General features: G+C 72.9%; 20 protein-coding genes and 1 pseudogene. 14 read left to right on the top strand and 7 right to left on the bottom strand.

The window, feature by feature from the left end; genetic code table 11:
• The first annotated feature begins 71 nt into the window (after window positions 1–71).
• Window positions 72–1,175 (top strand): S1C family serine protease, encoded by a 1,104-nt coding sequence (locus EJG53_RS30065; RefSeq protein WP_125047510.1) that lies wholly within the window; start codon window positions 72–74, stop codon window positions 1,173–1,175.
• Between the two features lie 141 nt (window positions 1,176–1,316).
• A complete protein-coding gene (locus EJG53_RS30060) occupies window positions 1,317–1,982 on the top strand; it encodes a rhodanese-like domain-containing protein (RefSeq protein ID WP_125047509.1) in 666 nt (221 codons plus the stop codon).
• Window positions 1,983–2,037: 55 nt separating this feature from the next.
• Here the strand turns inward: EJG53_RS30060 and EJG53_RS30055 are convergent, their stop codons facing one another.
• Window positions 2,038–2,244, bottom strand: a complete 207-nt coding sequence (locus EJG53_RS30055) for a hypothetical protein (RefSeq protein WP_031004133.1) — start codon at window positions 2,242–2,244, stop codon at window positions 2,038–2,040.
• A gap of 229 nt (window positions 2,245–2,473) precedes the next feature.
• Here EJG53_RS30055 and EJG53_RS30050 point away from each other — a divergent pair, with 229 nt between their 5' ends.
• From EJG53_RS30050 to EJG53_RS30025, 6 genes are all read left to right on the top strand, one after another.
• Window positions 2,474–3,739, top strand: a complete 1,266-nt coding sequence (locus EJG53_RS30050; protein WP_125047508.1) for a bifunctional adenosylcobinamide kinase/adenosylcobinamide-phosphate guanylyltransferase — start codon at window positions 2,474–2,476, stop codon at window positions 3,737–3,739.
• A gap of 62 nt (window positions 3,740–3,801) precedes the next feature.
• The gene (locus EJG53_RS30045) at window positions 3,802–4,569 is read left to right on the top strand and encodes a class I SAM-dependent methyltransferase (protein WP_174856478.1); all 768 of its coding nucleotides are present in this window, start codon (window positions 3,802–3,804) and stop codon (window positions 4,567–4,569) included.
• A gap of 10 nt (window positions 4,570–4,579) precedes the next feature.
• The gene (gene cobT, locus EJG53_RS30040; RefSeq protein ID WP_125047507.1) at window positions 4,580–5,626 is read left to right on the top strand and encodes a nicotinate-nucleotide--dimethylbenzimidazole phosphoribosyltransferase; all 1,047 of its coding nucleotides are present in this window, start codon (window positions 4,580–4,582) and stop codon (window positions 5,624–5,626) included.
• Between the two features lie 89 nt (window positions 5,627–5,715).
• A complete protein-coding gene (locus EJG53_RS30035; RefSeq protein WP_125047506.1) occupies window positions 5,716–7,485 on the top strand; it encodes a phosphatidylglycerol lysyltransferase domain-containing protein in 1,770 nt (589 codons plus the stop codon).
• Window positions 7,482–8,180: a hypothetical protein gene (locus EJG53_RS41560; RefSeq protein ID WP_154806416.1), complete on the top strand. Its 699-nt coding sequence runs from the start codon at window positions 7,482–7,484 to the stop codon at window positions 8,178–8,180. Before EJG53_RS30035 ends, EJG53_RS41560 begins: the two co-directional genes overlap by 4 nt.
• 138 nt (window positions 8,181–8,318) lie before the next feature.
• A complete protein-coding gene (locus tag EJG53_RS30025) occupies window positions 8,319–8,594 on the top strand; it encodes a hypothetical protein (RefSeq protein ID WP_125047505.1) in 276 nt (91 codons plus the stop codon).
• Window positions 8,595–8,655: 61 nt separating this feature from the next.
• Here EJG53_RS30025 and EJG53_RS30020 read toward each other — a convergent pair whose 3' ends face one another.
• Window positions 8,656–9,393, bottom strand: a complete 738-nt coding sequence (locus EJG53_RS30020; RefSeq protein ID WP_125047504.1) for a hypothetical protein — start codon at window positions 9,391–9,393, stop codon at window positions 8,656–8,658.
• A 78-nt stretch (window positions 9,394–9,471) separates the two neighbouring features.
• Between EJG53_RS30020 and EJG53_RS30015 the strand changes: the two genes are divergently transcribed.
• Window positions 9,472–10,287 carry an adenosylcobinamide-GDP ribazoletransferase gene (locus EJG53_RS30015; protein WP_125047503.1) on the top strand — a complete coding sequence of 272 codons (816 nt, stop codon included), beginning with the start codon at window positions 9,472–9,474 and terminating at the stop codon, window positions 10,285–10,287.
• 66 nt (window positions 10,288–10,353) lie between these two features.
• Here EJG53_RS30015 and EJG53_RS30010 read toward each other — a convergent pair whose 3' ends face one another.
• From EJG53_RS30010 to EJG53_RS29990, 5 genes are all read right to left on the bottom strand, one after another.
• The gene (locus EJG53_RS30010) at window positions 10,354–11,241 is read right to left on the bottom strand and encodes an endo alpha-1,4 polygalactosaminidase (protein ID WP_244955404.1); all 888 of its coding nucleotides are present in this window, start codon (window positions 11,239–11,241) and stop codon (window positions 10,354–10,356) included.
• Window positions 11,238–11,933 carry a spherulation-specific family 4 protein gene (locus EJG53_RS30005; protein WP_125047502.1) on the bottom strand — a complete coding sequence of 232 codons (696 nt, stop codon included), beginning with the start codon at window positions 11,931–11,933 and terminating at the stop codon, window positions 11,238–11,240. Before EJG53_RS30005 ends, EJG53_RS30010 begins: the two co-directional genes overlap by 4 nt.
• A 139-nt stretch (window positions 11,934–12,072) precedes the next feature.
• Window positions 12,073–13,539: a hypothetical protein gene (locus EJG53_RS30000; protein WP_125047501.1), complete on the bottom strand. Its 1,467-nt coding sequence runs from the start codon at window positions 13,537–13,539 to the stop codon at window positions 12,073–12,075.
• Window positions 13,536–15,032 carry a GT4 family glycosyltransferase PelF gene (gene pelF / locus EJG53_RS29995; protein WP_125049691.1) on the bottom strand — a complete coding sequence of 499 codons (1,497 nt, stop codon included), beginning with the start codon at window positions 15,030–15,032 and terminating at the stop codon, window positions 13,536–13,538. The genes EJG53_RS30000 and pelF overlap by 4 nt, the downstream gene beginning before the upstream one ends.
• Before the next feature lie 606 nt (window positions 15,033–15,638).
• On the bottom strand, window positions 15,639–17,732 hold the full coding sequence (locus EJG53_RS29990; RefSeq protein ID WP_125047500.1) for a hypothetical protein: 2,094 nt from the start codon (window positions 17,730–17,732) through the stop codon (window positions 15,639–15,641).
• 364 nt (window positions 17,733–18,096) lie between these two features.
• Between EJG53_RS29990 and EJG53_RS29985 the strand changes: the two genes are divergently transcribed.
• From EJG53_RS29985 to aceE, 5 genes and pseudogenes are all read left to right on the top strand, one after another.
• The gene (locus EJG53_RS29985) at window positions 18,097–19,644 is read left to right on the top strand and encodes a leucyl aminopeptidase (protein WP_125047499.1); all 1,548 of its coding nucleotides are present in this window, start codon (window positions 18,097–18,099) and stop codon (window positions 19,642–19,644) included.
• A gap of 327 nt (window positions 19,645–19,971) precedes the next feature.
• Window positions 19,972–21,360 (top strand): dihydrolipoyl dehydrogenase, encoded by a 1,389-nt coding sequence (gene lpdA / locus EJG53_RS29980; RefSeq protein ID WP_167515190.1) that lies wholly within the window; start codon window positions 19,972–19,974, stop codon window positions 21,358–21,360.
• A gap of 54 nt (window positions 21,361–21,414) precedes the next feature.
• A pseudogene (gene sucB / locus EJG53_RS29975) lies at window positions 21,415–23,200 on the top strand (2-oxoglutarate dehydrogenase, E2 component, dihydrolipoamide succinyltransferase).
• Window positions 23,201–23,376: 176 nt separating this feature from the next.
• Window positions 23,377–24,000, top strand: a complete 624-nt coding sequence (locus tag EJG53_RS29970) for a GntR family transcriptional regulator (protein ID WP_030022023.1) — start codon at window positions 23,377–23,379, stop codon at window positions 23,998–24,000.
• 218 nt (window positions 24,001–24,218) lie between these two features.
• Window positions 24,219–26,879, top strand: coding sequence for a pyruvate dehydrogenase (acetyl-transferring), homodimeric type (gene aceE / locus EJG53_RS29965; protein ID WP_125047497.1), 2,661 nt, complete (start codon window positions 24,219–24,221; stop codon window positions 26,877–26,879).
• Window positions 26,880–26,949: the final 70 nt, after the last annotated feature.

Below are 26,949 nucleotides of genomic sequence, written 5' to 3'. Positions count from 1 at the left end.
CGGCGGCGCGGTTTCTCGCCACGGCATCCGATCAGGAGGCGGACCGGGCGCCCTGACGGGACACTTCAGCCATGACGCCTTCACTGACTTCCCGCCACCGGGCGGCGGTCGCCGCGGCCGCCGCCCTGTGCGCGGCCGCGCTGGTGGCCGGCTGCTCCGGCTCCGACTCCTCCGGGCCCGGCAAGGACGTCTCCTCGTCGGGCTCCGCGGCCGCCGCCACCTCCCCCGCCAAGGCGGCGGCCCCCAGCGTCAGCACCGACCTCCAAGACGCGTACCAGAAAGTGGTCAAGGACGTCCTGCCGTCGGTCGTCCAGATCACCACCGGGGAGGGGCTGGGCTCCGGGGTGGTGTACGACGCGCGCGGCCATGTCGTGACCAACGCGCACGTCGTCGGCGAGGACAAGAAGTTCAAGGTCACCACGGCGCGCGGCAGCCGCTCCCTGGACGCGTCGCTGGTCGCCTCCTACCCGGAGCAGGACCTCGCCGTCATCAAGATCGACAATGCGCCGAAGGACCTGAAGCCCGCGACGTTCGGCGACTCCGCCAAGGTCGAGATCGGGCAGATCGTGCTCGCCATGGGCAGCCCGCTGGGGCTGTCCGGCAGCGTCACGCAGGGCATCGTCTCGGCGACCGGACGCACCGTCAGCGAGCCCAGCAGCGGCGGCGGCACGGGCGCGACCATCGCGAACATGGTGCAGACCTCCGCCGCCATCAACCCCGGCAACAGCGGCGGCGCGCTGGTCAACCTTTCCGACCAGGTCATCGGCATCCCGACGCTGGCCGCCACGGACCCGCAGATGGGCGAGGGCGCGGCGCCCGGCATCGGCTTCGCGATCCCGGCGTCCACCGTCCGCAACATCGCCGACCAGATCGTCAAGAGCGGCAAGGTCAGCAACTCGGGCCGGGCGGCGCTCGGCATCACCGGCCGCACCCTGGTCGGCCAGGACTTCGAGGGCGCCGGGGTGAGCGTCGCGAGCGTCAAGGAGGGCGGTCCGGCGGACAAGGCGGGCATCGAGGCCGGTGACGTCGTCGTGAAGTTCGACGGGACGGACGTCCGGACGATGCAGGACCTGTCGGAGGCGCTGGCCGGGCACAAGCCGGGCGACACGGTGGACGTCACCGTCGACCGGGACGGCTCACGGAAGACGGTGAAGGTGACGCTGGGGACGATCTGAGGCACTGAGCACGCACTCGACCGTCTGCTGTTGCCGGTCCAGCAACGTTCCTTGCCGTTTTGCAGCGCGTGCGCGCACTCTGCGTCCGGAAATCAGCACGCCGGAATGCGCGATCGCCTTGCAGTGCGGAGGAGACAGCAGATGGAAGACCGCCATGTCGTCATCATTCCGATCGAGATCGACGAGGAGAAGGAGAGCGCGTATCTCGACGCCTGGCAGCACGCGGCGGAGGTGATGGCCGAGCAGCCCGGGTTCGTCCGGACGTACATGTTCCGCACGATCGTCCCGGGGAGCACCTTCCGCCTCGTCAACGTGGCGGAATGGGAGTCCACCGCCCACTGGGAAGCGGCGATGAACGTCTGCCCGATGCTGGGGCAGCAGATAGCCGTCGCCCATGCCTCGAACTACGAGGCGGTCCGGACGGTCCTGCCCGCCACGCCGCAGAGCCCGGACTCCGGCGACGGTCACCCGCCCGCCGGCCTGTCTCCTGCCGAGACCCACCGCCGCGTCGTGGACGGGGAACTCACGCTGGTCGACGTCCGGGAAGACGACGAATGGGCGGCGCGCCACCCGGCCGGCGCCGTCCACGCCGCGCTCGGCACGCTGCCGGCCGCGCTGTCGGATCTGCCCGACGGCCCGCTGGCCTTCGTGTGCCGCACGGGCACCCGCAGCGTGCAGGGCGGCGCGCAGGCGCTCCGCGCGGGCCGGTCCTCCGTCTACACCGTGGCAGGCGGCCTGGAAGCGTGGGAGACCGCAGGGCTTCCGGTTGTCGTCCCCGGCCACGAGGGGACGGAGAACGGCGCCTAGGCGCGACCGGCGGGGCGCCGGCCGGGCCGTGGCCCGGCCGGCGCCGGTACGCGGCTCAGCCCGCGTCGGCGTGCAGGCTCATCGCGTAGATCTCGCTGCCGTCCTCGAAGAGCGTCACCCTGTCGGCGCCCCCTTCGAGGAGGTCCTTCCACACCTCGCCGATCCAGGACTCCGCGTCCCCCTGGGTCGTGAAGTCCTCGGGCTGCACCGCGGGCTCCGTCTCCGTACCGTCGGCCTTCTCGAACCGCCACGTCCACACCATGTCCGCCTCCTGGGTCCCACCGAGTGCCTGCTGGTTCGCGTACCGCTGCCGCCCCGCGGCGTGCCGTGGCGCGGCCCTGCTGCTGTCCTCCGGACGAGCGCCGTACGAGCGGCGTATTCCCCGCGAACGCGCGGCGTACGTCCCGCGTACGTGCTGTTCCGCAGCCTAACGGCCGTGTCGAGACGGGCCCCCGCGCGCCCGGTCGGCACCGGCGGGGGAAAATCGGCGGGTGGAACTGACTCTCCTCGGCACCGGAGCCCCCCGCGGGCTGCCGCGCCCCGGCTGCCCCTGCGCCGCCTGTGCCTCCGCCGTCGGCGACGAGGCGCGGGCGGCCACCGCGCTGCTCGTCGACGGGGCGCTGCTGCTGGATCTGACGCCGGGTCCGGCCTTCGCGGCCGCCCGCGCCGGGCACTCGCTCACCGCCGTACGGCAGGTGCTGCTCTCGCACCCGCACGACGGTCCGGCCATGGAGGTGCCCGCCGGGCTGCCGCAGCCGGGGCGGGTCGCGGACGGCCGGGAGCTGGCGCTGCTGGACGGGCACCGGGTGCGGGCCGTCGCCGTGGACGTGCCGGGCACCGGTTACGAGGTCGGCGGCGCCGACGGCGAGCGGCTGCTGTACCTGCCGCCGGGCGCCGCGCCGGCCGGTGCGGCCGAGGGCGAGGGCGGCCGCGGTGTCCGCCCGTACGACATGGTCCTGCTGGACGTCCTGGGGCGGCCGGACGCGCTGGCGCGGCTGCGGGCGAGCGGCGCGGTGGACGCGGCGACGGACGTGCTGGGCGTCCATCTGGACCACACCGTGCCGCCCGGCCCCGAGCTGCACCGGCGGCTGGCGGCGGCGGGGGCGCGCACCGTGCCGGACGGCACGTCGCTGCTGGTCGGCGAGTACCACGCGGTGCCCGACCTGCCGCGCCGCACACTGGTGCTGGGCGGCGCGCGCAGCGGCAAGTCGGCGGAGGCCGAGCGGCGGCTGGCCGCCTTCCCCGACGTGCTGTACGTCGCGACCGGCGGCACCCGGGACGGGGACACCGAGTGGGCGGCGCGGGTCTCGGCCCACCGGGAGCGCCGTCCGGCGTCCTGGCGTACGACGGAGACCTGCGACCTGCTGCCGCTCCTGGAAGGCGGCGCCCGGCCGGAGGACCGGACGGGCGGGCCCGCCGCGCAGGCCGCCCCGGACGACTCGCCGCTGCTGATCGACTGCCTCGCCCTGTGGCTGACGCACGTCATGGACGAGGTCGGCGCGTGGGACGACGGGAAGTGGGCGGCGGGCGGTGAGCGGGAGCTGCGCGCGCGGGTGGACGAGCTGGTCGCGGCGGTGCGCGGGACCCGGCGTCCGGTGGTGGCGGTGAGCAACGAGGTCGGTTCCGGGGTGGTGCCGGCGACCGCGTCCGGCCGCCGGTTCCGCGACGAACTGGGGCGGCTGAACGCGATGTTCGGCGCCGAGTGCGAACACGTCCTGCTGGTCGTCGCCGGGCAGGCGCTTGCGCTGCGCGGATGACACGGGCCGGGCCGCGCCCGTGTCCGCTTGCCCGGGCCCGCCGGGGCGGGTGATCTGGTCCGGTGACCGATACGCCTGGTCCGGCGACCAGCACCTCGCGCCGTCTCGACGCCGCCGTACGCGCCTACGTACGGCGGCACCCCTTCGCCACGGTCGTGGCGCTCGGCGAGGGGCCGGGCAGCGGCGCCTTCTGGCGGCTGGACGACGGGCGGCTGGACTGGCTGGCCGTGGAGCCGCCGGAGACCGCCGCGGTCCGCCGGATGCTGCTGCCGGACGGGCCCCGGCGGCGGACCCTCGCGCATCCGCCGGCCGATCCCGGCTGGCTGGAGGCGGTCCGCGCGCCGGAGCGCGGGGTGGTGGTGGCCGCGCGCGGGCTGCTGATGTTCCTGCGGCCGTCCGAGGTCCGTGCGCTGATCGCGGCGTGCGCGGAGCGGCTGCCCGAGGGCGCACTGGTCTTCGACGCGGTGCCCCGCTGGTGCGTGGGCCGGGACCGGCCGCGTACGGGCGTGCGTACGGCGCCCGGCGCTCCGCCGCTGCGCTGGGGCATGAACGCCGCCGACCGGTCCAGGGTGGCCAGCGCGCACCCGAACATCGTCGCGGTGCGCGAGGTGCCGCCGCCCGGCCGCGGACCGCTCGCCGGGCGCCTGACGCGGTGGCGGGAGCACGTACCGCTGCTGCACACCCCCGCCCGTACGGTCACCGAGATCCGCTTCGGCACACTGCGGACCGCCCCGGGCCCCGGCCCCGGAGGCGGCCGGACCGGCACGGGCCCCGGCACCCGCGGCTCCCCGGCCGACCCGGAGCGGGCCGCCGGGCGCCGTTCCCGGTAATCTGCGCCGAATGAGCGCCCTGAACCTCGATGACTTCGCCCACCTGATCGAGCGCCCCGACGGCGGTGCCCGCCGCGATGCCGAGGAGCGCCGGCAGCGGCTGGCGGTGCCGCCCGGGGCCCTGGGGCGGCTGGACGAGCTGGGCGAGTGGCTGGCCGCCGCGCAGCAGCAGGTGCCGGTACGGCCGATCGAGCGGCCGCGCGCGGTGCTGTTCGCGGGTGACCACGGGGTGGCGTCGCTGGACGTCTCGGGCCGCCCGGCCGGTACCGCGCACCAGCTCGTACGGGACGTGCTGGACGGGGCGAGCCCGGCGGCGGTGCTGGCGCGCCGGGCCGGTGTCCCGGTGCGGGTCGTGGACATAGCGGTGGACTGCGACCCGGCGGAGCTGCCGGAGGACGTCACCCGGCACCGGGTGCGGCGCGGCTCGGGCCGGATCGACATCGAGGACGCCCTGACGGCCGAAGAGACCGAGCGGGCCTTCCGGGCGGGCATGGCGGTCGCCGACGAGGAGGCGGACGCCGGTACGGACCTGGTCGCGCTCGGCGACCTGAGCGTGGGCGGCACCACCCCGGCGAGCGCGCTGATCGCCGCGCTGTGCGGCACCGACGCCTCGGTGGTCACCGGGCGCGGCGGCGCGGGCATCGACGACCTGGCGTGGATGCGCAAGTGCGCGGCGATCCGTGACGCGCTGCGCCGGGCCCGGCCGGTCCTCGGCGACCAGTTGGAGCTGCTGGCCGCCACCGGCGGCGCCGACCTGGCCGCGATCACCGGTTTCCTGCTGCAGAGCGCGGTCCGGCGCACCCCGGTGATCCTGGACGGGGTGGTCTCGGCGGCCTGCGCGCTGGTGGCGCAGCGGGTGGCGTTCCGGGCTCCGGACTGGTGGCTGGCCGGGCAGGTGAGCGGCGAGCCGGCGCAGTCCAAGGCACTGGACCGGATCGCGCTCAACCCTTTGCTCGATCACGGCGTCACTGCTGGCGAGGGGACGGGATCGCTGCTCGCTCTGCCACTGGTGCAGGCGGCCGCGGCCCTGGCGGCAGACCTGCCCGTACGTGACTGAGGGACGCCGGCCGGCAACGGCTCGCGGCCCTGGAGTGACCGGATTCCAGCGAATCCGGGCATCGGCGCGCCCCCATATGATCAAGTTTCATGGGAGAAGTCCGTTTGAGCCCGGATGAGGACCGCACCCGCGGTCGGTGGTCACGACGCGGCGCCGCGTACGCCGTCTGGTACCTGCGTGCCGTCACCTTCATCAATTTCCTCAGCGCCGTGTGGGTGTCGGTCGGACAGGACATCCGCCGGCACAACGTCGATGAGTTCTTCACCCCGTACCTGCTCACCGCGGGTTTCGCGTCCGGGGTCTTCTCGCTGTTCTTCGCGGTCACCATGCGCCGCCGCAAACGCGCCGCGTGGATACTGAACCTGATCCTGTCCGGGCTCTTCCTGGCGCTGTTCGCGCTCGCGATGGCGGTGGCGCCGGAGTTCCGGCAGCACGGGCAGAACTGGTTCTCCTTCGTCGTGACGCTGTTGTTCGTCGTCTCGCTGCTGGTGGGCCGCAAGGAGTTCTACGCCAAGGGCGACCGCTCCAACCCCAGGCTGGCCGCGGCCGTCGCGCTCGGCGGCCTGCTGGTGACCTCGCTGCTCGCGGCGCTGCTGGTGACCGTCGCCAACACCGCGCAGGACAGCCACCGGGCGACGTTCCTGGACCGCTGGCGCTACGGCGTCATGCGGCTGGTCTCCATCGCCGCCGAGGAGGACCGTTTCCCCGGCATCGCCACGCCGAACTGGGCCAACGTCGTCATCAACGTCATGAGCACGGTCCTGCTGCTGCTCGTGCTGTGGGCCGCCTTCCGCTCCGTACGCAGCACCGACCCGATCACCCCCGAGGACGAGGAGCGGCTGCGCGATCTGCTGGCCCGCCAGGGTGACCGGGACTCGCTGGGCTACTTCGCGCTGCGCCGCGACAAGAGCGTCATCTGGTCCCCCACCGGCAAGGCCGCCGTCACCTACCGCGTCGTCGGCGGGGTCTCGCTCGCCTCCGCCGACCCGATCGGCGACCCGGAGGCCTGGCCCGGCGCCATCGACCTGTGGCTCGCCGAGGCCCGCTCGCACGGCTGGGCGCCGGCCGTGATGGGCGCGAGCGAGGAGGGCGGCACGATCTACGCCCGGCACGGCCTGGACGCGCTGGAGCTGGGCGACGAGGCGATCGTGGACACCGGCGAGTTCACGCTGGAGGGGCGCGCCATGCGCACCGTCCGGCAGGCGTACAACCGCGTCAAGCGGGCCGGCTACACCGTCCGCATCCGCCGCCACGAGGACATTCCCGAGGCCGAGATGGACCGGCTGCTGAAGCTGGCCGACGACTGGCGGGACGGCGAGACCGAGCGCGGCTTCTCCATGGCGCTGGGGCGCCTCGGCGACCCCGGTGACGGCCGCTGCGTGATGCTCGAATGCACCGACGCCGACGGGGAGCTGCGCGCGCTGCTCAGCTTCGTCCCGTGGGGCGCCAGGGGGCTGTCGCTGGACCTGATGCGCCGCGACCGGGACTCCGAGAACGGGCTGATGGAGTTCATGGTGCTGGAACTGATCCAGCGGGCGAAAGAGGTGGACGTCACTCAGGTGTCGCTGAACTTCGCGATGTTCCGCTCCGTCTTCGAACGCGGTTCGCGGCTCGGCGCGGGTCCGGTGCTGCGCCTGTGGCGCTCGCTGCTCAGCTTCTTCTCCCGGTGGTGGCAGATCGAATCGCTCTATCGCGCCAACGCGAAATACCGGCCCATCTGGGAGCCCCGGTACATGCTCTTCGAAAAGAGCACCGATCTGCTGCGTATCGGCCTCGCCAGCGCCCGCGCCGAAGGCTTCCTGGAGGCTCCCGGGCTACCGAAGTGGCTCAACCGCAAACACCTGGAGACCAAGAGATGAGCGAGCCGGTCCTGCGCCGCGCCGTGCGTGCCGAGTGGGGCCTGCTGTTCCGTACCGTGTGGTCGGGGCTGCGCACGAAGAAGCTGCTGGCGATCCCGATGACGATCGCCGCCATCCTGCTCACCTCGCTCTTCCAGATCGTCCAGAACCAGTCCTGGGGCTATCAGTTCATCCAGAACATCGGCTCGGTGCAGGCCGACGAGCACCTGTGGCTGGCGCTGCTGCGGACGCCGCTGTCGCTGTTCGTGCCCGCCCTGGACCTGCCGGTGTGGGGTGCGCTGGCGCAGCTTCTGCTCGTCTTCGGGATCTGCGAGATCTGCCTGGGCCGGGGCCGGACGCTGCTGATCGCGTACGCGGCCACGCTGGCCGGGACGATGTACGCGCGGATCGGCATCTGGCTGGGCCCGGACAACCCGATCGGCCTGCCGCCGACGGACGCGTTCGTGCACGACACCGGCCCGTCGGCGGCCGTGGTCGGCCTGGGGATCTTCGTGTGCTGGGTCTACCGGGCGTGGTTCACGTGTGCGCTGGTGGTGCTCTCGATGGTCTACGAGGTGGTGTTCATCAAGAACAACCTGGCGGGCCGGGAGCACATCGCCGCGGTCGTGGCGGTGCTGGCGCTGTGCGGGGTGTGGGAGGTGCTGCACCGGCGCCGCAAGCCGCGGGGCGAACAGCGGGCCAGAACCGCCGCGTAACCGTCACCGGGCGTCGGCCCCCTGTCACCGGAATGGCGGCGGTCAGGAGGGCCGGCGGGCCTCCGCGGTGCGTTGATGGGCGAGGGGACTGCCGTCCCCCGCGTCATGTACTCGGGGAACCTCCCGAAAGGAACCGCGATGCCCCAGCGTCTCGCTGCCGCCCTCGGATGTATCGCCCTCGCCCTCGGCGGCGCCGTGGCCATGGCCCCGGCCGCCCAGGCCACGCCGCAGGCTTGCTACTACTACGTGCTGGAGCAGCACCCCGGCGCGAACGAAGAGGTGGCCGAACGGGCCTGCCGCACCGGAGGCAAGGGCGGCACGGAGCACTTCCGCGCCTGCTACCTCGAACTGCGACGGGACTACGTCCCCCCGGTCGTGGCTCGCGACGCCTGCCGGCGCGCGGCCGAGCGGTAACGGCACCCGGCGGGCCCGCCGCCCCGGGCCCGCCGGAGGTCCCCGCAGCCGCGCCCCGGGCTCAATGGGTCGGTGTCCCGCCGATCACATGGTTCACCCGGCGGCGCAGCCCGCTCCAGCGCCGGTCGTGCCGGAAGGCGCGGACCTTCGCCTTGGCGCGGGCCTTGGGGCGCCGCCGGTAGAAGCGTTTCGCCCACGGCGAGTTCGGCCGGGCCAGCCGTACCGCGCCGAACAGCGCGACGAACGGTACGAACACCCCGATCACCGCCATCCGGCCCTTCCCCTTGAAGAGCGCCACCAGCGCGAAGAGGAAGTTGACCCCCACCGTCCGGACCACCCGGAAGCGGTTGTGGAACTCGTCGGGCCCCAGTTCGTTCACCCCGAACGGCAGCGCGCCGCCCAGGATCAGCGCCACCAGCGCGGCCGTGACGATCACGATCTCCACGCTCTTGGTGCCCTGCTCGCTCCAGTACACGTCGTCCAGGTGCAGGATCAGCGCGAACTCGTCCAGCACCAGCCCGACGCCCATCCCGAACAGCACCGCCGCTATCCCGGACCCGTAGCCGTGCCGTCCGCCGGCCAGCGCGGTGAACCCGCCGACCACCATGAGCACCACGCCCGGCACGACGTGGTGGATGTGCAGGCCGCCCGGCGAGATGTTCCGGAAGGGGCCCTTCCCGGCCCGGATCAGCCGGGTGATCATCCGGGTCACGACGAAGGTCAGCACGAAGGAGACGAGCGCGAGCAGCAGCGGCAGCTTCCCCGGCTCGACGATGTTGCGGAACCACCAGTGACCCATGCCACGTACTCCCCATTTGTCGCGTATAGGGGCAATTTAGCGCTGTCCGGTCCGCGGCAGCCGGGTTAGCCTGCCGCGATGAACGACGCCGCCGCCCCGTCCGGCCCCTCGCCTTCCCCCACCCTCGGGGACGCCATGCGCTTCGCCTTCGGCACGCTGACCGTGCTGCCCGTACGGCTCCGCCGCTGGGACCGGCCGGCCTCACGCGGCGGCATGCTGTGCGCGCCGGTCGCCGGGCTGGTGATCGGCCTGGCCGCGGCGGCCCTGGGCACCGGGCTCCTCCTCCTGGGCAGCGGCCCCCTGCTCGCCGCCGTCGCCACCGCGGCCGTCCCCGCCGTCCTCACCCGCGGCCTCCACCTGGACGGGCTCGCCGACACCGCCGACGGCCTGGGCAGCGGCAAGCCCGCCGAGGACGCGCTGCGCATCATGAAGCAGTCCGACATCGGCCCGTTCGGCGTCATCACCCTGCTCTTCACCCTGCTCGCCCAGGTGGCCGCCCTCGCCCAGTTGTACGGACGCGGCTGGGCCGAGGGCGCGACGGCGGCCGTCGTCGCGGCCGTGACCGCCCGCTGCGCCCTCACCCTCGCCGCCCGCCACGGCGTGCCCGCGGCCCGCCCCGAAGGGCTGGGCGCCGCCGTGGCCGGCACGGTGCCGCTCCCCGCCGCGGCCACCGCGGCCGCCCTCGTCGTCGCTCTCTCCGCAGCCCTCGGCAGCACCCACTCCGGCGGCCACGGCGCCCTCCACACCGCCCTGGCCGCCCTCCTCGCCCTCGCCGTCGGCGAGGCGGCCCTGCGCCGCTGCCGCTACCGTTTCGGCGGCATCACCGGGGACGTCTTCGGCGCCGTCGCGGAGACGACGGGGCTGGCGGCGGTGGTGGTGCTGGCGCTGGGGTGACGGGGCACGGCAAAGCCCCCGTGACCGTGTCGGACGCCGGGGGCCGGGGTGCCGCGTGCGGGAAGGTCAGCAGGCCTTCCGCCAAGCGTCCAGATGCAGGCGCTTCTGGAGGGAGCTGAGACCGAGGCGGTTCGTCGAGGCGCAGAACTTGGCGGCCGGGAGTTCGTACTCGACGTGGAAGACGGCCTTGCCCGCCTTGATGAACGGGGTCATCTTCGCGCACTCGTCGTACTGGGCGCACTGCTCGTTGACGGCGAAGTCGAAGTCGCCGACGAGCTGGGGGATCTGGTCGAGGTCGTTCTTGAGGCCGACGGACATGCCCCGGTCGTGGGCCAGCTTGGCGATCATGCGATTGAAGGCGAGCTGGTCCGCCGCCTCCAGGTCGAAGCCGGTGTCGTTCTTGTAGCCGTCGACGTTGTCCGGCTCGACCGCGTCGAAGCCCTTCTCACGGCACATGTCGAAGCGCTTGGCCATCAGCGGGCGCAGCACGTCCAGGCGCCGGATGTCGAGCCACTTCTCGCCCTCCCAGCCGTTCTCCTCCCCGATGACGTCCTTGGGGAAGCGGGACGCGTCCGGACGGAAGTCCTCGTACGCGCCGACGCTGATGTAGCAGATGGCCTTGCGGCCCCGCTTGTGGAGGTCGGCGACCGTGGCGGCCTTCTCCCGGAAGCCGTCGATGTCGTAGACGGGCGCGTCCACGGAGAGGTCGAGCTTGCCGGTGAGCTGCCACTGCCAGTCGACGCCCGGCTTCGGGTGCCAGACGGGACGCGGCGCGCCGCCCCCGGGGCTGCTGGGTGCGCCGGGGCTGCTCGGGCTGCCGGAGCCGGTGCCGGAGCTCGCGCTGGGGCCGGGCTTGTCGTGCGGGCCGGGCGGGGTCTGCGAACAGGCCGTGCTGACGAACAGGAGCGCGCCGAGGAGGAGCAGGAGTCTCTTGCGGTGATGCGGGGGGTTCATCGGGGTGTCTCCAAGTAGGGCGGAAGTGCGTCCCAGGGGTGCGGCGCGGTGCCGGGGACGGCGCAGTGCACGGCGGCCCCGCGTCGCCGGGCCAGCTCGGCGGCGGCCTCCGCGCGGGTCTCGGGAAGGCCGTGGATGAGGTGGCAGAACCGTTCGGGCGGGTGGTGGGCGGTCCACGGCGGGACCTCGGCGGTCTCGTACGCGGCCCAGGTGTCCTCGAAGGTGACCAGGAGGTCGGCGAAGTCCAGGTAGCCCGGGTGCGGATGGACGCCGTGGTTGAGGACGACGGTACGGGCCCCGGCGGCGCGCGCGGCGACCGTCAGGCGGCTGTAGTGCGTGAGGAGCCCGGCGCCGGACGCGGCCTGGTCGAGGAACACGCCGTCGGCCCCGTACCAGTCGCGGTGCCGCAGCAGGTCCTGGACGACGGCGGCGTGCGGGCGGCGGCCGTAGTCGGTGTCCGCGTAACCGAGGACCCGTACGCCCGCGGCCCGCAGTTGTCCGGCGACCTCGGCGAAGCCCGGGTCGGCGGCGGCGCCCGGTCCGCTGGCCGGATTGAGCACCACGCCGTACAGATCGGATGCTGCGGCGACCAGCCGCCGCCAGGCGTCGGGGCGTTCGGCGGGATGTTCGTAGAGCGGAACCAGCAGTTGGCGGGAGGGCGGACGGAGCGGCCCCGGGAACGGCCGGGTCATGGTTCGGGGCTCCTGTCGGAAATGGGACGAGATGCTGAGGATACGAGGGTGAGCGAGGGTATGCGGACCCGGCATCGGTTACTGGCCAAGTGGAGGGCTGTGCGGGTGGGTTCGGGGCCCGGTCCCGGACCCACCGTCCTCAGCGGTGCGCCGTGGCCCGCCCCAGCAGCGCCGACCCCGTGACGGCCAGGACGAGCGCGGCGGCGCCGCAGACCGTCAGTTGGGTGACGGCCGGGGACAGCGGGCCGGTCACCAGGACCACGGTCTGGGCGGCCGCGGCCAGTCCGCACACCGCCGCCGCGACCGGCACCGCCCCGAACGCCTGGAGGAGCAGCGCGGTCCACAGCACGACGCCCAGGCACAGCAGCCCCAGGCCGTGCGCCGCGTCCATCGGCGGCCCCTGCCGCCACAGCAGGCTGCCGACGCCGCCGAGGAGGGCGAGCACGGCGAGGTAGGAGGCCAGGCACCGGGCCAGCGCGCCGGAGGTGGCGCGCCAGAACCCGGCCGGGGTGGTGCTCGCGCGCAGCCCGGCGACGGCCTGGCTGCGGTAGCGGTACAGCAGCCATTCGGCCGGGCCCATGCTGAGCGTCAGGGCCACCGCGGCGGGTGCCGCGACCTCGGCGTGGGCCCCGTACCGCAGTACGTCGCCGAGCGCCGTGAGCAGCACCAGCACCCCGATGGCCAGCCCGAACACCCCGTACGGCACGGACGCCACGGCCCTCGGCGCCGGCCCGTCCTGCCGCGGCTCGCGGCGGCAGCGCAGCACGGTGACGGCGGCCAGCGCGACGGCCGCGCCCAGCGACAGGACGAGCAGGGCGGCCCGTACGGCGTCCGGCGGCACGTACACCGCCATCAGCGCGGCGCCGAGCGCGACCGGGGCCAGGGCGCACAGCAGCCACCGCTCCCGGCCGAAGACGAGCAGGGTGGTGGCCGCGCCGAGGTAGGCCGCCTGCCCGGCGGCGAAGGCGACCGCGCCGGGCGCGTCCGCGTCGGCGGCCCCGGCGATCCAGGCGACCGCCGCACCGGCCAGCGCGCCGAGCGGCGCGCCGACGGCGAGGGCGCGGGCGGCGGCCCGCCGTGCGCCCAGGCCGAGCCAGGAGTACGCGCGATGGGCCAGCGCCTGGTTCCAGACCCAGCCGGCCAGGGCGCCGGCCAGCAGCGGCATCGTTCCGGCGGGCAGTCCGAGGGAGTCCGGCGGGCCGGACAGCAGGTGGGAGCCGACGACGTAGGCGAGTCCGGGAAGGGCGAAGACCAGGGCGCGCAGCAGGCAGCCGAGCAGGCTGACCCGCCAGGGGTCGGTGACCGGGCGGTCCGGTTCGGGGTAGCTGCGCGGGACCCGTGCGTACAGCTCCTCGGCGAGGGCGAAGGAGTTCTCGCGCCCGTAGGTGAGTCTGATCTGGTCGTCGCTCATGCCGTCGGACTCGATGACGGCGGCGATCTCGTCGGGGTGCACGGCGGCGGCGATCAGGTCGCCCATCCGCGCGGCGAGTTCGTCGACCGGGTCGGGGGCGGCCCAGTGCGGGCGCCGGGGCCGCGGCACGTCCGGCAGGTCGTCCGTCCGGTCCTTGCCGCCCTCCCCCGGCACCAGCCACAGGGAACCGCTCACCAGCCGGCCCCGTCGGCGGCGAGGGGGGTGTTCCAGGGCCCGCGCAACTGGAGGGTCCACTCGTCCCGCTGCTCGGCGGCCTGCCGGTCCGCGCCGTCGAGTTCGCGGTAGATGGTGCGGAAGCCGTCGACGGAGCGGCGCAGCGTGAACTGGTCGATGACCCGCTGCCGGGCCCGGCTGCCGAGTTCGGCGCGCTTCTCCCAGCCGCCCTTGAGCAGTTCCAGGGTGGCCTTGGCCATCGCTTCGGGTTCGCGGGGCGGTACGACGAGCCCGGTGTCACCGACCGCCTCGCGCACCCCGCCGACGTCGGTCGAGACGGTCGAGCGGCCGCAGGACATGGCCTCTATCAGGCTGAACGGGAAGCCCTCGGAGATGCTGGAGAGCATGACGACGCTGCCGGCCGCGTAGGCGCGGGCCACGTCGTCGATGCGCCCCTCCCAGCTCAGCCCGTCGGTCACGCCGAGCGAGGCGGCCAGCTTCTCGCAGCGGGTCTTGTACGCCTCGCCGCCGGCCGGCACCCCGCCGAACAGCCGCAGCCGCAGGTCGGGGACCTCGGCGCGGCACAGCGCGTAGGCGCGGATGAGGGTTTCCAGGTCCTTGATCGGGTCGATCCGCCCGGCCCAGCTCAGCGTCGGCGCGTCCGGCTCCTGTTCGGCGTGCGGGAACTGCTGGACGTCGACGCCGTTGTAGACGGTACGGATCTTCTCGGGCGGGGTGCCGCCGCGCTCCTCCCAGCGCTTGTTGTACTTGTTGCACGGCGTGACGAGGTCGGCGGCCCGGTAGCTCTCGATGGTGAGCTGCCGGTAGAAGCCGAGCATCAGGGCCTTGACGGGCCAGCGCTGGGCGTCGGAGCGGTAGCCGAGGTAGCGCTCGCGCAGGTAGATGCCGTGCTCGGTGAGGAGGAACGGTACGCCGTCGAACTCCTTGGCGGCGAGCGCGGGCAGGCAGGCCAGCCCGTTGCTGACCGCGTGCGCCACGCTGTCCTCCGGCACCCGTACGGACAGCGGCCGCAGCGCGTGTTCGAGCAGGTCGGTGGCGGTGAGCGCGTCGTGCACGGTGGGGTTGGCCGCGCGCGTGGCGACGTGCGGCAGGGTCCAGATCCACATCAGGGAGCGCAGCGCGGACTCGGTGCGCAGCGCGGCGCTCAGGCGCCCCTCGCGGGCCAGCGCGGCCAGTGCGTACAGCTCGGTGCCGAAGTCGGTGCAGGACTGCGGGTCCAGCATGGACAGCAGGAAGCGCTCGTAGGTGTCGATGAAGCGGCGACGGTCGCGCCCGCGGAGGAGCCCGGCGGTACGCCGTCCCGGCGGCGGGCCCCACATGGGCACGGAGGAGCGCGCGTAGACGTTGTCGGGCAGGTCCCAGGTCACCGGCTCACGGCCGCTGCCGGTCAGCGCGATGACGTTGAAACGGACTTCGGGCATGCCCCGTACGAGCTGGTCGCACCAGGTGGAGACACCGCCGTGGACGTGCGGGTAGGTGCCTTCGGTGAGCATGGTGACGTGCCGGCCGGGCTGCGGCCCGTCGTCGGGCTGCCGATGTGAGCTGCCGACCTCGTACAGGGTTGCGTTCATGGCGAAATCCCCCCGGGAGTGAGTGCTGAGTGGAGCGGTACGGAACGCGCGGGCGCGGGTGCCGCGGGCACCGTGCGGGCGCGTCGCGCGGCCGGCGGCCGTGCCGGCCCGGTGCGGTGTGCGCGTGCGGAGGTGCTGGGGACGTGCACGTGCTGACGTGCGGGGGCGTGCGGGGACCTACAGGGACGTGCGGATGCGGGCGTGGGGGCGTGCGGTGCTGCGGGGGCGGGGGTGCGGTGGGCCGGCGCCGGTGTGCGGGCACGGCCGCGGGACACCGTGCGGACGCGTCCGTACCTGCGCGTCCGGGGCGTGGAGAGCTGTGGTGTGCGGTGCTGTGGTGCGGGAGCGGCCGGGCGCGGGCTTGCGGCGCGCGGACGCGGCCGCCGTGGGCCTCGGGGACGGCGGCGGGCCGGCAGGGGTCGGTGCGGGACAACGGCGGTGGTGGTGGTGAGGGGATGCGGCGGTCGCCGGCCGCCCGGTCCCGGCGCGCCCGGCCGGGTGCGCGGGCCGGGCGGCGCCGGAGACGTGTCAGGCGGTCGTCGGAAGCTTGAGCGTGATGGCCGCTCCGGGCGACTGCGCTGTGGCCCACTCCGATACCCGTCCGGCGTAGCGTTCGCCGAATTCCGCGGTCCCGTCGGCGAGTTGCTTTCTGGTTCCGTCGAGCATCGTAGCCGCAGCCGCCACCCCGGCCGGCGACGTGACGGTGACAGTGTCACCGATTCTGTACGCCGTCACCGAACCGGCGTCCAGGGCCCGCTGCCAGGCCGCACGCTGCTGCATCTCGCGTCCGATGTCCCGGTGACGCTGGTTGACGACCGGGGTGCCGTCCTCGAAGAACCCCCGATAGTCGGCCAGAACTTTGTCCAGAACCGGGTAGGCGATCCGGTCCTCGGCGAGGTTCGACTGGTGGATGTAGTGCGGCCGCGGATCGTTGGCCAGAGCATGCCCGAGGGCGGTCCGCGCCTCCTGCGGGACGATGTACGAGGCGTAGCCGGTGTCGGTCGGCAACGGCTCCGGCATGCAGGTCGAGTTGGGGTCGGTCTCACAGATCCCGCTGCCGCCGTCGGCCTTGCTGGTGTAGATCCAGTTGTACTCGTCGACCTCTTCGGCCGCCTTGCCCACGTTGTAGTACACGTTCATCGGGTAGCGCGGCACGGTCAGCGCCGCCCCGGCCGGGCGCTGCGCGGACTCCCGCGAGTTGTCGCTGGCCAGCCACTTGACGCCGGTGGCGGCGAGCGCGGGCCCGAGATTGGGGTTGTCCAGCGGCTGCTGCGGCAGGGTCTTCAGGCCGGAGTGCTCGCCGGTGACCAGCTCCGAGGAGTCCACGTCCAGGCCCTTGGCCACGCCCCAGGCGTGGTTCTTCTCGATCTCGGCGGTGATCTCGCTGAGGCTGGTCCACCGGGTCTTGCCGAACAGGTCCTTGGCACAGCGCCAGGGCACGGTCGAGGTGTCCTGGACACAGCCGAGGAAGGGGTGCGTCCAGGTGTGGTTGACCCAGCGGTACGCGTCCTTGTCGGCGAGCAGCCGGTCGGCGAGCGCGTCCTCCCCGCCGTGCTCCGTCTTCCACTCCTCGCCGGAGCCCGCGTTGTAGACCATGTCGAGCCGGTAGCCGCTGTCGCGCTGCCACTCGGCGGCGTACTCGGCGTCCGCCTCGCTCATCCGGATGGGGGTGGTGTCCGGGACGCCGGAGGGGCAGTCGAAGTCGCCGGGGGTGCAGTTGTTCTCGACGTCCCAGCGGGCGTCCGGGGCGAAGATGTCGTCGACCTGGACGGAGAAGTAGTTCCGGCTCTGCCCCAGGTGGACGCCCTGGGTGAGCCAGTCCACGATGCCGCGGGCGAGCAGCCGGAACTGCTGCTGGTAGCGGTTCTGCGCGAAGGTGACGACCAGTTCGCGGCGGCCGTCGCGGGCGTACTCGCCGATCAGCGAGCCGCGCGCGGAGGTGCCCGGCACCGCCGCGTCCAGGTACGACGTGAACGTGGCCCCGGCGGGCGGATTCGCGAGCGGCTGCGCGACATAGCCGTAGCTCTCGGAGACCTGCGGGTCGGCGTCCTCGAAGGGCACCGCGCCCTTGAGGTAGCCGAAGGGGCCCGCCTTGCCCGCCGCGGTGGTGCGGGTGGCGAAGCCGTCCAGCACCCCGGCGTAGCCGCCGTCGTCGGGCGTGCGCAGGCCGACGTCGGGCCGGGCGTAGGTGTACGCGTCCACCTGCGGGATCTTGTACGCGGTCTCGTACGCCTTCAGGGCGGCCAGCTCGGTGGACGCGGCGGTGCCGAACGGGTTGTCGTTCGGCAGCACGACGCCCTGGAACTTGGCGCGCGGCCGGCCGTCCACGGTGTCGCTGAGGAACGCCGCGTCGATCACCGGGCGGCCGGGGCTCGTCAGGTCGACGGTGGTGTACGGGACACCCTGGCCGCGCAGTTCGGCGGCGATCGCCTCGGTGGACTCACCGCCGTCGCTCACGACCAGGACCCGCAGGTCGATCCGGGGCACCGGGTCCGCCGGCGCGGGCGCGTTCCGCGCGGCGGCGGGGGTGCTCACCACCAGCGGCAGTGCCGTGATCATCGCTGCGGCGAGTGCGGTCAAAACCTTGGCCGGTCTGGTGGCCGGCCTGCCGTTGCTGCCCATGGGCGCAGTCCCTTCCCCCCGGAAGTCCCCCTGCCTCCGGAAGCGGTACCGGGCAGGCTCGTGCACATCATGCGAAGGTTCGCGTCCGTCTATCCCGCAGTCGCCACTACTGTGACGCACGTCTCATTCGGCGCACGGAGATTGACGGCGGGGCCCGGCGTACGGGCGGCCCCGGCGGCCCGCGGAACCGCCAACTCCCCCGGCGCACCGAGGCGTTGGGGCTCCTGCGACAGGTGGTGAAGATGTGACAGGCCGGGCGGATACGGCATCAAGCGGTTACGTCCGGCGCCCCCGAGCGTAGGCTCGGCCGCAGCAGCGCCCTCGGCGCGAACGGACAACCGGACGGAACAGGACTCTCATCACCGTGACTGCACTGACCCTCAGCACATCCTCCGCCGCGACGTTGCGTGCGGACACCGTTGTCGTCGGCGTGGCCAAGGGCGCCAAGGGCGTCGTACTGGCCCCCGGCGCCGAAGCCGTGGACAAGGCGTTCGACGGCGGGCTCGCCGCCGTCCTGGAGACCCTCGGCGCGAGCGGTGCCGAGGGCGAGGTCACCAAGCTGCCGGCCGGCTCCGGCCTGAAGGCGGCGGTCGTCCTGGCGGTCGGCCTGGGCGACGCCCCGGCCGAGGACGGGGAGTACGACCCCGAGGTGCTGCGCCGCGGCGCCGGCGCCGCCGCCCGCGCCCTGGCCGGCACCAAGAAGGCCGCCTTCGCGCTGCCCGCCGGGGACGCCGGGGACACCGCGGCGGTCGCCGAGGGCGCGCTGCTCGGCGCGTACGCCTTCACCGCGTACCGCAGCGGCGGCGACGCGACGACCGCCCGCGGCGGCAAGAAGGCCGAAGGCAACGGCAAGGCGCCGCTGGCCGAGATCGCGATCCTCGGCGGCAAGCCGCGCGACAAGGCCTACAAGGCCGCCGCCGAGCGCGCCGAGACGCTGGCCGCCGAGGTCAACCGCGCCCGCGACCTGATCAACACCCCCTCCAACGACCTCACCCCGAAGTCCTTCGCCGCGCAGGCCCAGGCCGCCGCGAAGGAGTTCGGCCTCAAGGTCGAGGTGCTGGACGAGAAGGCCCTGAAGAAGGGCGGCTACGGCGGCCTGATGGGCGTCGGCCAGGGCTCGGAGAACCCGCCGCGGCTGGTGCGGATCGCCTACACCCACCCGAAGGCCGAAAAGACCCTGGCGCTCGTCGGCAAGGGCATCACCTACGACTCGGGCGGCATCTCCCTGAAGCCGGCCGGCTTCAACGAGACCATGAAGTGCGACATGAGCGGTGCCGCCGCGGTGTTCGCCGCGGTCGTGGCCGCCGCCCGGCTGGGCCTGCGGGTCAACGTCACCGGCTGGCTGGCGCTCGCCGAGAACATGCCCTCGGGCAACGCGATGCGCCCCGGCGACGTGCTGACCATGTACAACGGCAAGACCGTCGAGGTGCTGAACACCGACGCCGAGGGCCGTCTGGTGCTGGCCGACGCGCTGACCCGCGCCTCGGAGGAGCGGCCCGACGCGATCGTGGACGTCGCGACGCTGACCGGCGCGATGGTGATGGCGCTGGGCAACCGGACCTTCGGGATCATGTCCAACGACGATGCCTTCCGGGCGAGCCTGCACGAGATCGCGGAGGCGGCCGGCGAGCCGTCCTGGCCGATGCCGATGCCGTCCGAGCTGCGCCGGAGCATGGACTCCCCGGTCGCCGACCTGAAGAACGTCGGCGAGCGCGCGGGCAGCGGCCTGCTGGCCGGTGTCTTCCTGAAGGAGTTCGTGGGCGAGGGCATCACCTGGGCGCACCTGGACATCGCCGGCCCGGCCTTCCACGAGAGCGCGCCGTTCGGTTACACCCCCAAGGGTGGCACCGGCTCCGCGGTGCGCACCCTGGTGCGGCTGGCCGAGCGGACCGCGGACGGCGACCTCGGCTGACCGTGCCGCGGTTACGTTTGTGGCGTTCGCGACGTTTTGCCGGTACGGCCCCGGGCCCGGCGCCCGGGGCCGTACGCGCGTGTTCGCCCTCGACGAAATCCGTACGCCCGTACGCCTGAGTAACCGTACGCGCAACCCCTCGGAACGGCCGTCGTGCCGTCCCATGGCCCGGCCCGCCGTCCCGGTCGCGTTCAACAAGTGCGAAGATGGGTTCTTGGCAGGACAGGGCCCCCCTTACCCAGGGCCGATCCAAGAAGCGGCCGATCAACAGCCGCCGCCCGGTCACCGACGACCGGCTCCGGCGTACCCATGCATGGAGGACGTGACGTGGCGAACGACGCCAGCACCGTTTTCGACCTAGTGATCCTCGGAGGCGGTAGCGGTGGTTACGCCGCTGCCCTGCGCGGGGCGCAGCTTGGCCTGGACGTCGCCCTGATCGAGAAGAACAAGCTCGGCGGCACCTGCCTGCACAACGGCTGCATCCCCACCAAGGCCCTGCTGCACGCCGGCGAGATCGCGGACCAGGCCCGCGAAGCCGCGCAGTTCGGTGTCAAGGCCACCCTCGACGGCATCGACATCGAGGGCGTCCACAAGTACAAGGACGAGGTCATCTCGGGCCTGTACAAGGGGCTGCAGGGCCTGGTCGCCTCCCGCAAGGTGACCTACATCGAGGGTGAGGGCCGGCTGTCCTCCCCCACCTCCGTCGACGTCAACGGCCAGCGGGTCCAGGGTCGCCACATCCTGCTGGCGACCGGCTCCGTGCCGAAGTCCCTGCCGGGCCTGACCATCGACGGCGACCGGATCATCTCCTCGGACCACGCGCTGAAGCTGGACCGGGTGCCGAAGTCCGCGATCGTGCTGGGCGGCGGCGTCATCGGCGTCGAGTTCGCCTCCGCGTGGAAGTCCTTCGGCACCGACGTGACCATCGTCGAGGGCCTCAAGCACCTCGTCCCGGTCGAGGACGAGAACAGCTCCAAGCTGCTGGAGCGGGCCTTCCGCAAGCGCGGCATCAAGTTCAACCTGGGCACCTTCTTCGACAAGGCCGAGTACACCCAGGACGGCGTCAAGGTCACGCTGGCCGACGGCAAGTCCTTCGAGGCCGAGGTGCTGCTGGTCGCCATCGGCCGCGGCCCGGTCTCCCAGGGCCTGGGCTACGAGGAGGCCGGGGTCGCCATGGACCGCGGCTACGTCCTGGTCGACGAGTACATGCAGACCAACGTGCCGACGATCTCGGCCGTCGGTGACCTCGTCCCCACCCTCCAGCTCGCGCACGTCGGCTTCGCCGAGGGCATCCTGGTGGCGGAGCGGCTGGCCGGCGTCAAGACCGTGCCGATCGACTACGACGGCGTGCCGCGCGTGACGTACTGCCACCCGGAGGTCGCTTCGGTGGGCATCACCGAGGCGAAGGCCAAGGAGCTGTACGGTGCCGACAAGGTCGTCGCGCTGAAGTACAACCTCGCGGGCAACGGCAAGAGCAAGATCCTCAAGACCGCGGGCGAGATCAAGCTCGTCCAGGTCAAGGACGGTGCCGTGGTCGGCGTCCACATGGTCGGTGACCGCATGGGCGAGCAGGTCGGCGAGGCCCAGCTGGTCTACAACTGGGAGGCCCTGCCGGCCGAGGTTGCGCAGCTCATCCACGCGCACCCGACGCAGAACGAGGCGCTCGGCGAGGCCCACCTGGCCCTGGCCGGCAAGCCTCTGCACTCCCACGACTGATCCCGGTCCGGGCGCGACCACATCCGCACTTTTCTGTAAGGAGCAAGAGAAACCATGGCGGTTTCCGTAACCCTTCCGGCGCTCGGCGAGAGCGTCACCGAGGGCACCGTCACCCGCTGGCTGAAGGCCGAGGGTGAGCGCGTAGAGGCCGACGAGCCCCTGCTGGAGGTGTCGACCGACAAGGTCGACACCGAGATCCCCGCCCCGCCGCCGGCGTGCTGGCCTCCATCAAGGTGGCCGAGGACGAGACCGTCGAGGTCGGCGCCGAGCTGGCCATCATCGACGACGGCAGCGGTGCCCCCGCGGCCGAGTCCGCCCCGGCCCAGGCCGAGGCGCCCGCCGCCGAGCCCGAGCCCGCCGCGGCTCCGGCCCAGGAGGCCCCCGCCCAGGAAGCCCCGAAGCAGGAGGCCCCCGCGGCCCCGGCCGGTGGCGCCCAGGGCACGGACGTCGTCCTCCCCGCGCTCGGCGAGAGCGTGACCGAGGGCACCGTCACCCGCTGGCTCAAGGAGGTCGGCGAGGAGGTGGCCGAGGACGAGCCGCTGCTGGAGGTGTCGACCGACAAGGTCGACACCGAGATCCCCGCCCCCACCGCCGGCACCCTGCTGGAGATTCTGGTGGGCGAGGACGAGACCGCCGAGGTCGGCGCCAAGCTCGCCGTCATCGGTGCGAAGGGTGCCGCTCCGGCCCAGGCCGAGGCCCCCGCCGCCCCGGCTCCCGCCCAGGAGGCTCCGAAGCAGGAAGCCCCCAAGCAGGAGGCGCCGCAGCAGGAGGCCCCGGCCCCGCAGGCCCCCTCGGCGCCCGCGCCGCAGCAGGTCACCACCCCCGCCCGGACCCGGCCCCGGCCGCTCCGGCCCCGGCGCCGGCTCCGGCCGCCGCGCCCGTCACCCCGGCCCCGGCCGCGGGTGAGGCGGACGCCGCCTACGTCACCCCCCTGGTCCGCAAGCTGGCCCAGGAGAACAGCGTGGACCTGGGCTCGGTCAAGGGCACCGGTGTCGGCGGCCGTATCCGCAAGCAGGACGTCATCGCCGCCGCCGAGGCCGCCAAGCAGGCCGCCCCGGCCGCTGCCGCCGCCCCGGCCGCCGCCGCTTCGAAGGCCCCGGCCATCGAGGCGTCGCCGCTGCGCGGTCAGACCGTCAAGATGCCGCGGATGCGCAAGGTCATCGGCGACAACATGATGAAGGCCCTGCACGGCCAGGCGCAGCTCACCTCCGTGGTCGAGGTGGACATCACCAAGATCATGCGGATGCGCAACAAGGCCAAGGACGCCTTCGCGCAGCGTGAGGGCGTCAAGCTCTCCCCGATGCCGTTCTTCGTCAAGGCCGCCGTCCAGGCGCTGAAGGCCCACCCGGTCGTCAACGCCCGGATCAACGAGGACGAGGGCACGATCACCTACTTCGACACCGAGAACGTCGGTATCGCGGTGGACGCGGAGAAGGGCCTGATGACCCCGGTCATCAAGGGTGCGGGCGACCTGAACATCGCCGGCATCGCCCGGAAGACCGCGGAGCTGGCCGGCAAGGTCCGCACCAACAAGATCAGCCCGGACGACATGTCGGGCGCGACCTTCACGATCAGCAACACCGGCTCGCGCGGTGCGCTGTTCGACACGGTCATCGTGCCGCCGAACCAGGTCGGCATCCTGGGCATCGGTGCCACCGTCAAGCGCCCGGTGGTCGTCGACCACCCGGAGCTGGGTGAGACCATCGCCGTGCGCCACATGACCTACCTGGCGCTCTCCTACGACCACCGCCTGGTGGACGGTGCCGACGCGGCCCGTTACCTGACGACGGTCAAGCAGATCCTGGAGGCCGGCGAGTTCGAGACCGAGATCGGTCTCTGAACGCGGTAGCCACCGCGTAGGTGTGCAGGGTCGGCCCCGGTTCGTACAAGTTCGTACGAGCCGGGGCCGACCCGTTTTCGTTGCACGGATAATGGCCGTCCTGCGGTGGTCCCCCGTACCGCCTTCCGGTGCCGGGCCCCGGCCGCCGTCTGCCGCACGCTCTGAAGGAGCACGTCATGACCCCGCCCGTCGTCCATTCGCTCCGCGAGCAGATCCGCGAGCACATCCTGGAGGGGATCGTCAGCGGCCGCTGGCAGCCCGGTGAGCGGATCGTGGAACGGCGGATCGCGGTCGAGCTGGAAGTCAGCCAGACGCCCGTACGGGAGGCGCTGCGCGAGCTGGAGTCGCTCCAGCTCATCGAGTCGGCGCCGAACAAGGGCGTACGGGTACGGAATCTGACCGCCGACGACCTCAAGGAGAGCTACCCGGTACGGGCCGGGCTGGAGCAGGTGGCCGCGGAGCTGGCCGCCGGGCGGCTGGCCGAGGACTGCGCGGCGCTGGACCGCGAGGTGGCGGCGCTGTGCGAGGCGGACCGGCACGGCGACGGCGAGGCGCAGGTGCGGCACACCGTGGCCTTCCACCGCGAGATCGTGCGCGCCGCCCGTAACGCCGTCCTGCTGCACACCTGGGAGTCGCTGGGCGTCGAGGTGTGGACGACGCTGTCGATCCGCTGGTTCAGCCCGGAGCCGCGCTCGCACGCGCGGGACCACCAGGAGATCGTGGACGCGTTCCGGCGGCGCGACCCGAGGATCGGCGAGCTGCTGAAGACGCACGTGCTGAGCTGCGCGCCCCGGGTCTGACGCGCAGGCCGGGGACCCCGCTTCCCTTCGATTCGGAGCCGCAGGCAGCCTGGCACCCCGTGCCTAAAAGGCTGGCACCCCGTGCCGACCTGCGGTTTTTCCTTCAACTTGCGTTGATCGATCATCGATCAGAGGCGTATCGTCGTCCGTGGGGCGCGACACCCCTGCCTGCCAAGCACTCATCGCACCTCCCTCCTCCGTCCGGAAAGGGGCCACCCATGCCCGATCCCGTACGTATGCCGTACAGCCAGCTCGACCAGGTCCCGGACCGCGACCCGGAGGAGACGGCCGAGTGGCGCGCGTCCCTGGACGCCGTCACCAAGGCGGCCGGTCCGCACCGCGCCGCCTACCTGATGCGCCGCGCCGTGGAGCACACCGGTGCCCCGGGCCTCGCGCCGCTCGAAACCGACTACGTCAACACCATCCCGACCGCCGCCGAGCCCGAGTTCCCGGGTGACGAGGCGATGGAGGCCCGGATCACGGCGTGGAACCGCTGGAACGCGGCCGCCATGGTCACCCGCGGCTCCCGCCTCGGCCTCGGCGGCCACATCGCCACCTTCGCCTCGGCGGCCTGGCTCTACGAGACCGGCTTCCAGCACTTCTTCCGCGGCAAGGAAGCCGACGGGTCGGGCGACCAGCTCTACATCCAGGGCCACGCCTCCCCCGGCATCTACGCCCGCGCCTTCCTCGAAGGCCGCCTCACCGAGGACCAGCTCGACCGCTTCCGCCAGGAGGCGGCCGGCGACGGCCTGCCCTCGTACCCGCACCCGCGGCGCCTGCCCTGGCTGTGGGAGTTCCCCACCGTCTCCATGGGCCTCGGCCCGCTCTCCGCGATCTACCAGGCGCGCTTCAACCGCTACCTGGAGCACCGCGGCATCAAGGACACCTCGGACTCCCACGTATGGGCGTTCCTCGGTGACGGCGAGATGGACGAGCCCGAGTCGACGGCCGCACTGGCGCTGGCCGGCCGCGAGGGCCTGGACAACCTGACCTTCGTCATCAACTGCAACCTCCAGCGCCTCGACGGCCCGGTCCGCCCCAACTTCAAGATCGTGCAGGAGCTGGAGGCCCAGTTCCGCGCCGCGGGCTGGAACGTCATCAAGTCCCTCTGGGGCCAGGCGTGGGACGAGGTCTTCGCCCAGGACACGGACGGCGCGCTGCTGCGCCGCCTGCGCGAGACCCCGGACGCGCAGTTCCAGACGTACGCCACCCGCGACGTCGCCTACCTGCGCGAGCACTTCTTCGGCGCGGACCCGTCGCTGGGCCGTATCGCCCAGGGCCTGTCGGACGCCAAGCTGCTGGAGCTGTTCCAGACTTCCCGCGCGGGCCACGAGCCGCGCAAGGTGTACGCCGCGTACAAGGCCGCCGTCGAGCACAAGGGCGCGCCCACCGTCATCCTGGCGCAGACCGTCAAGGGCTACACCCTCGGCGAGGGCTTCGAGTCCCGTAACGCCAACCACCAGATGAAGAAGCTCACCGGCGAGCAGTTCCGCACCATGCGCGACCTGCTGGAGCTGCCGATCCCGGACAGCGCCCTGGACGCCGACGTGGTGCCTTACGCCCACCCCGGCGCCAACTCGCCCGAGATGGAGTACCTGCGCGAGCGCCGCGCCGCCCTCGGCGGTCCGGCCCCCGCCCGCAAGGTCGTCGCCAAGCCGCTGCCGATGCCCGCCGACAAGGCGTTCGACGCCCTGAAGAAGGGCTCGGGCTCGCAGGAGATCGCCACCACCATGGCGTTCGTCCGCCTGGTCAAGGACCTGATGCGGGACAAGGAGACCGGCAAGCGCTGGGTGCCGGTCGTGCCCGACGAGGCCCGTACCTTCGGCATGGAGTCGCTGTTCCCGTCCGCCGGGCTCTACTCCCCCGTCGGCCAGACCTACGACCCGGTCGACCGCGACCAGCTCCTGTACTACAAGGAAGCCAAGGACGGCCAGATCCTCAACGAGGGCATCACTGAGGCCGGTTCGCTGGCCGACTTCACCGCGGCGGCGACCTCGTACGCCACCCACGGCGAGCCGATGATCCCGTTCTACATCTTCTACTCGATGTTCGGCTGGCAGCGCACCGCCGACCAGTTCTGGGCGCTCGCCGACCAACTAGGCCGCGGCTTCGTCATCGGCGCCACGGCCGGCCGGACGACGATGACCGGTGAGGGCCTCCAGCACGCGGACGGCCACTCGCATCTGATCGCCTCCACCAACCCGGCGGCGCTCTCCTACGACCCGGCGTTCGCGTACGAGGTCGCGGTGATCGTCAAGGAGGGCCTGCGCCGGATGTACGGTCCGGACGCCGAGGACGTCTTCTACTACCTCACGGTCTACAACGAGACCAAGGTGCAGCCCGCCATGCCGGAGGGCGTCGAGGAGGGCATCCTCAAGGGCCTCTACCGCTTCAAGGAGGCCGAGCCCGCCGCTGCCGACGCGCCGCGCCTCCAGTTGCTGGCCTCCGGCACCGCCATCCACTGGATCCTGGAGGCCCAGGAGATCCTGGCCCGCGACTGGGGCGTGGCGGCGGACATCTGGTCGGCGCCGTCCTGGACGGAGCTGCGCCGCGACGCGCTGGAGTGCGACGCCGCGCGTCTGGAGGGCGAGGACCGTATCCCGTACGTGACCCGCGCGCTGGCCGGTGCCCCCGGCCCGGTCGTGGCGGTCAGCGACTGGATGCGTGCCGTTCCGGACCAGATCGCCCCCTGGGTCGAGCAGGACTGGACCTCCATCGGCACCGACGGCTTCGGCCTCTCCGACACCCGCGAGGCCGCCCGCCGCCACTTCGGCGTCGACGCCCAGTCGGTGGTCGTGCAGGCCCTGGCCGCACTGTCCCGCCGCGGCGACGTGAAGGCGGAGACGGTCAAGGAGGCCAAGGAGCGGTACGGGCTGTAGGCCATGGCGGGTACGGCGGCCTCCCGCCGTACCCGGTGGGCGGTCCGCCGCCGCGCCCGCACCACCTCCC

Source organism: Streptomyces chrestomyceticus JCM 4735 (assembly GCF_003865135.1).
Classification (GTDB): domain Bacteria; phylum Actinomycetota; class Actinomycetes; order Streptomycetales; family Streptomycetaceae; genus Streptomyces; species Streptomyces chrestomyceticus.
The sequence above is the reverse complement of the archived record's forward strand: the minus strand, read 5'-3'. Positions and strand labels throughout refer to the sequence as shown.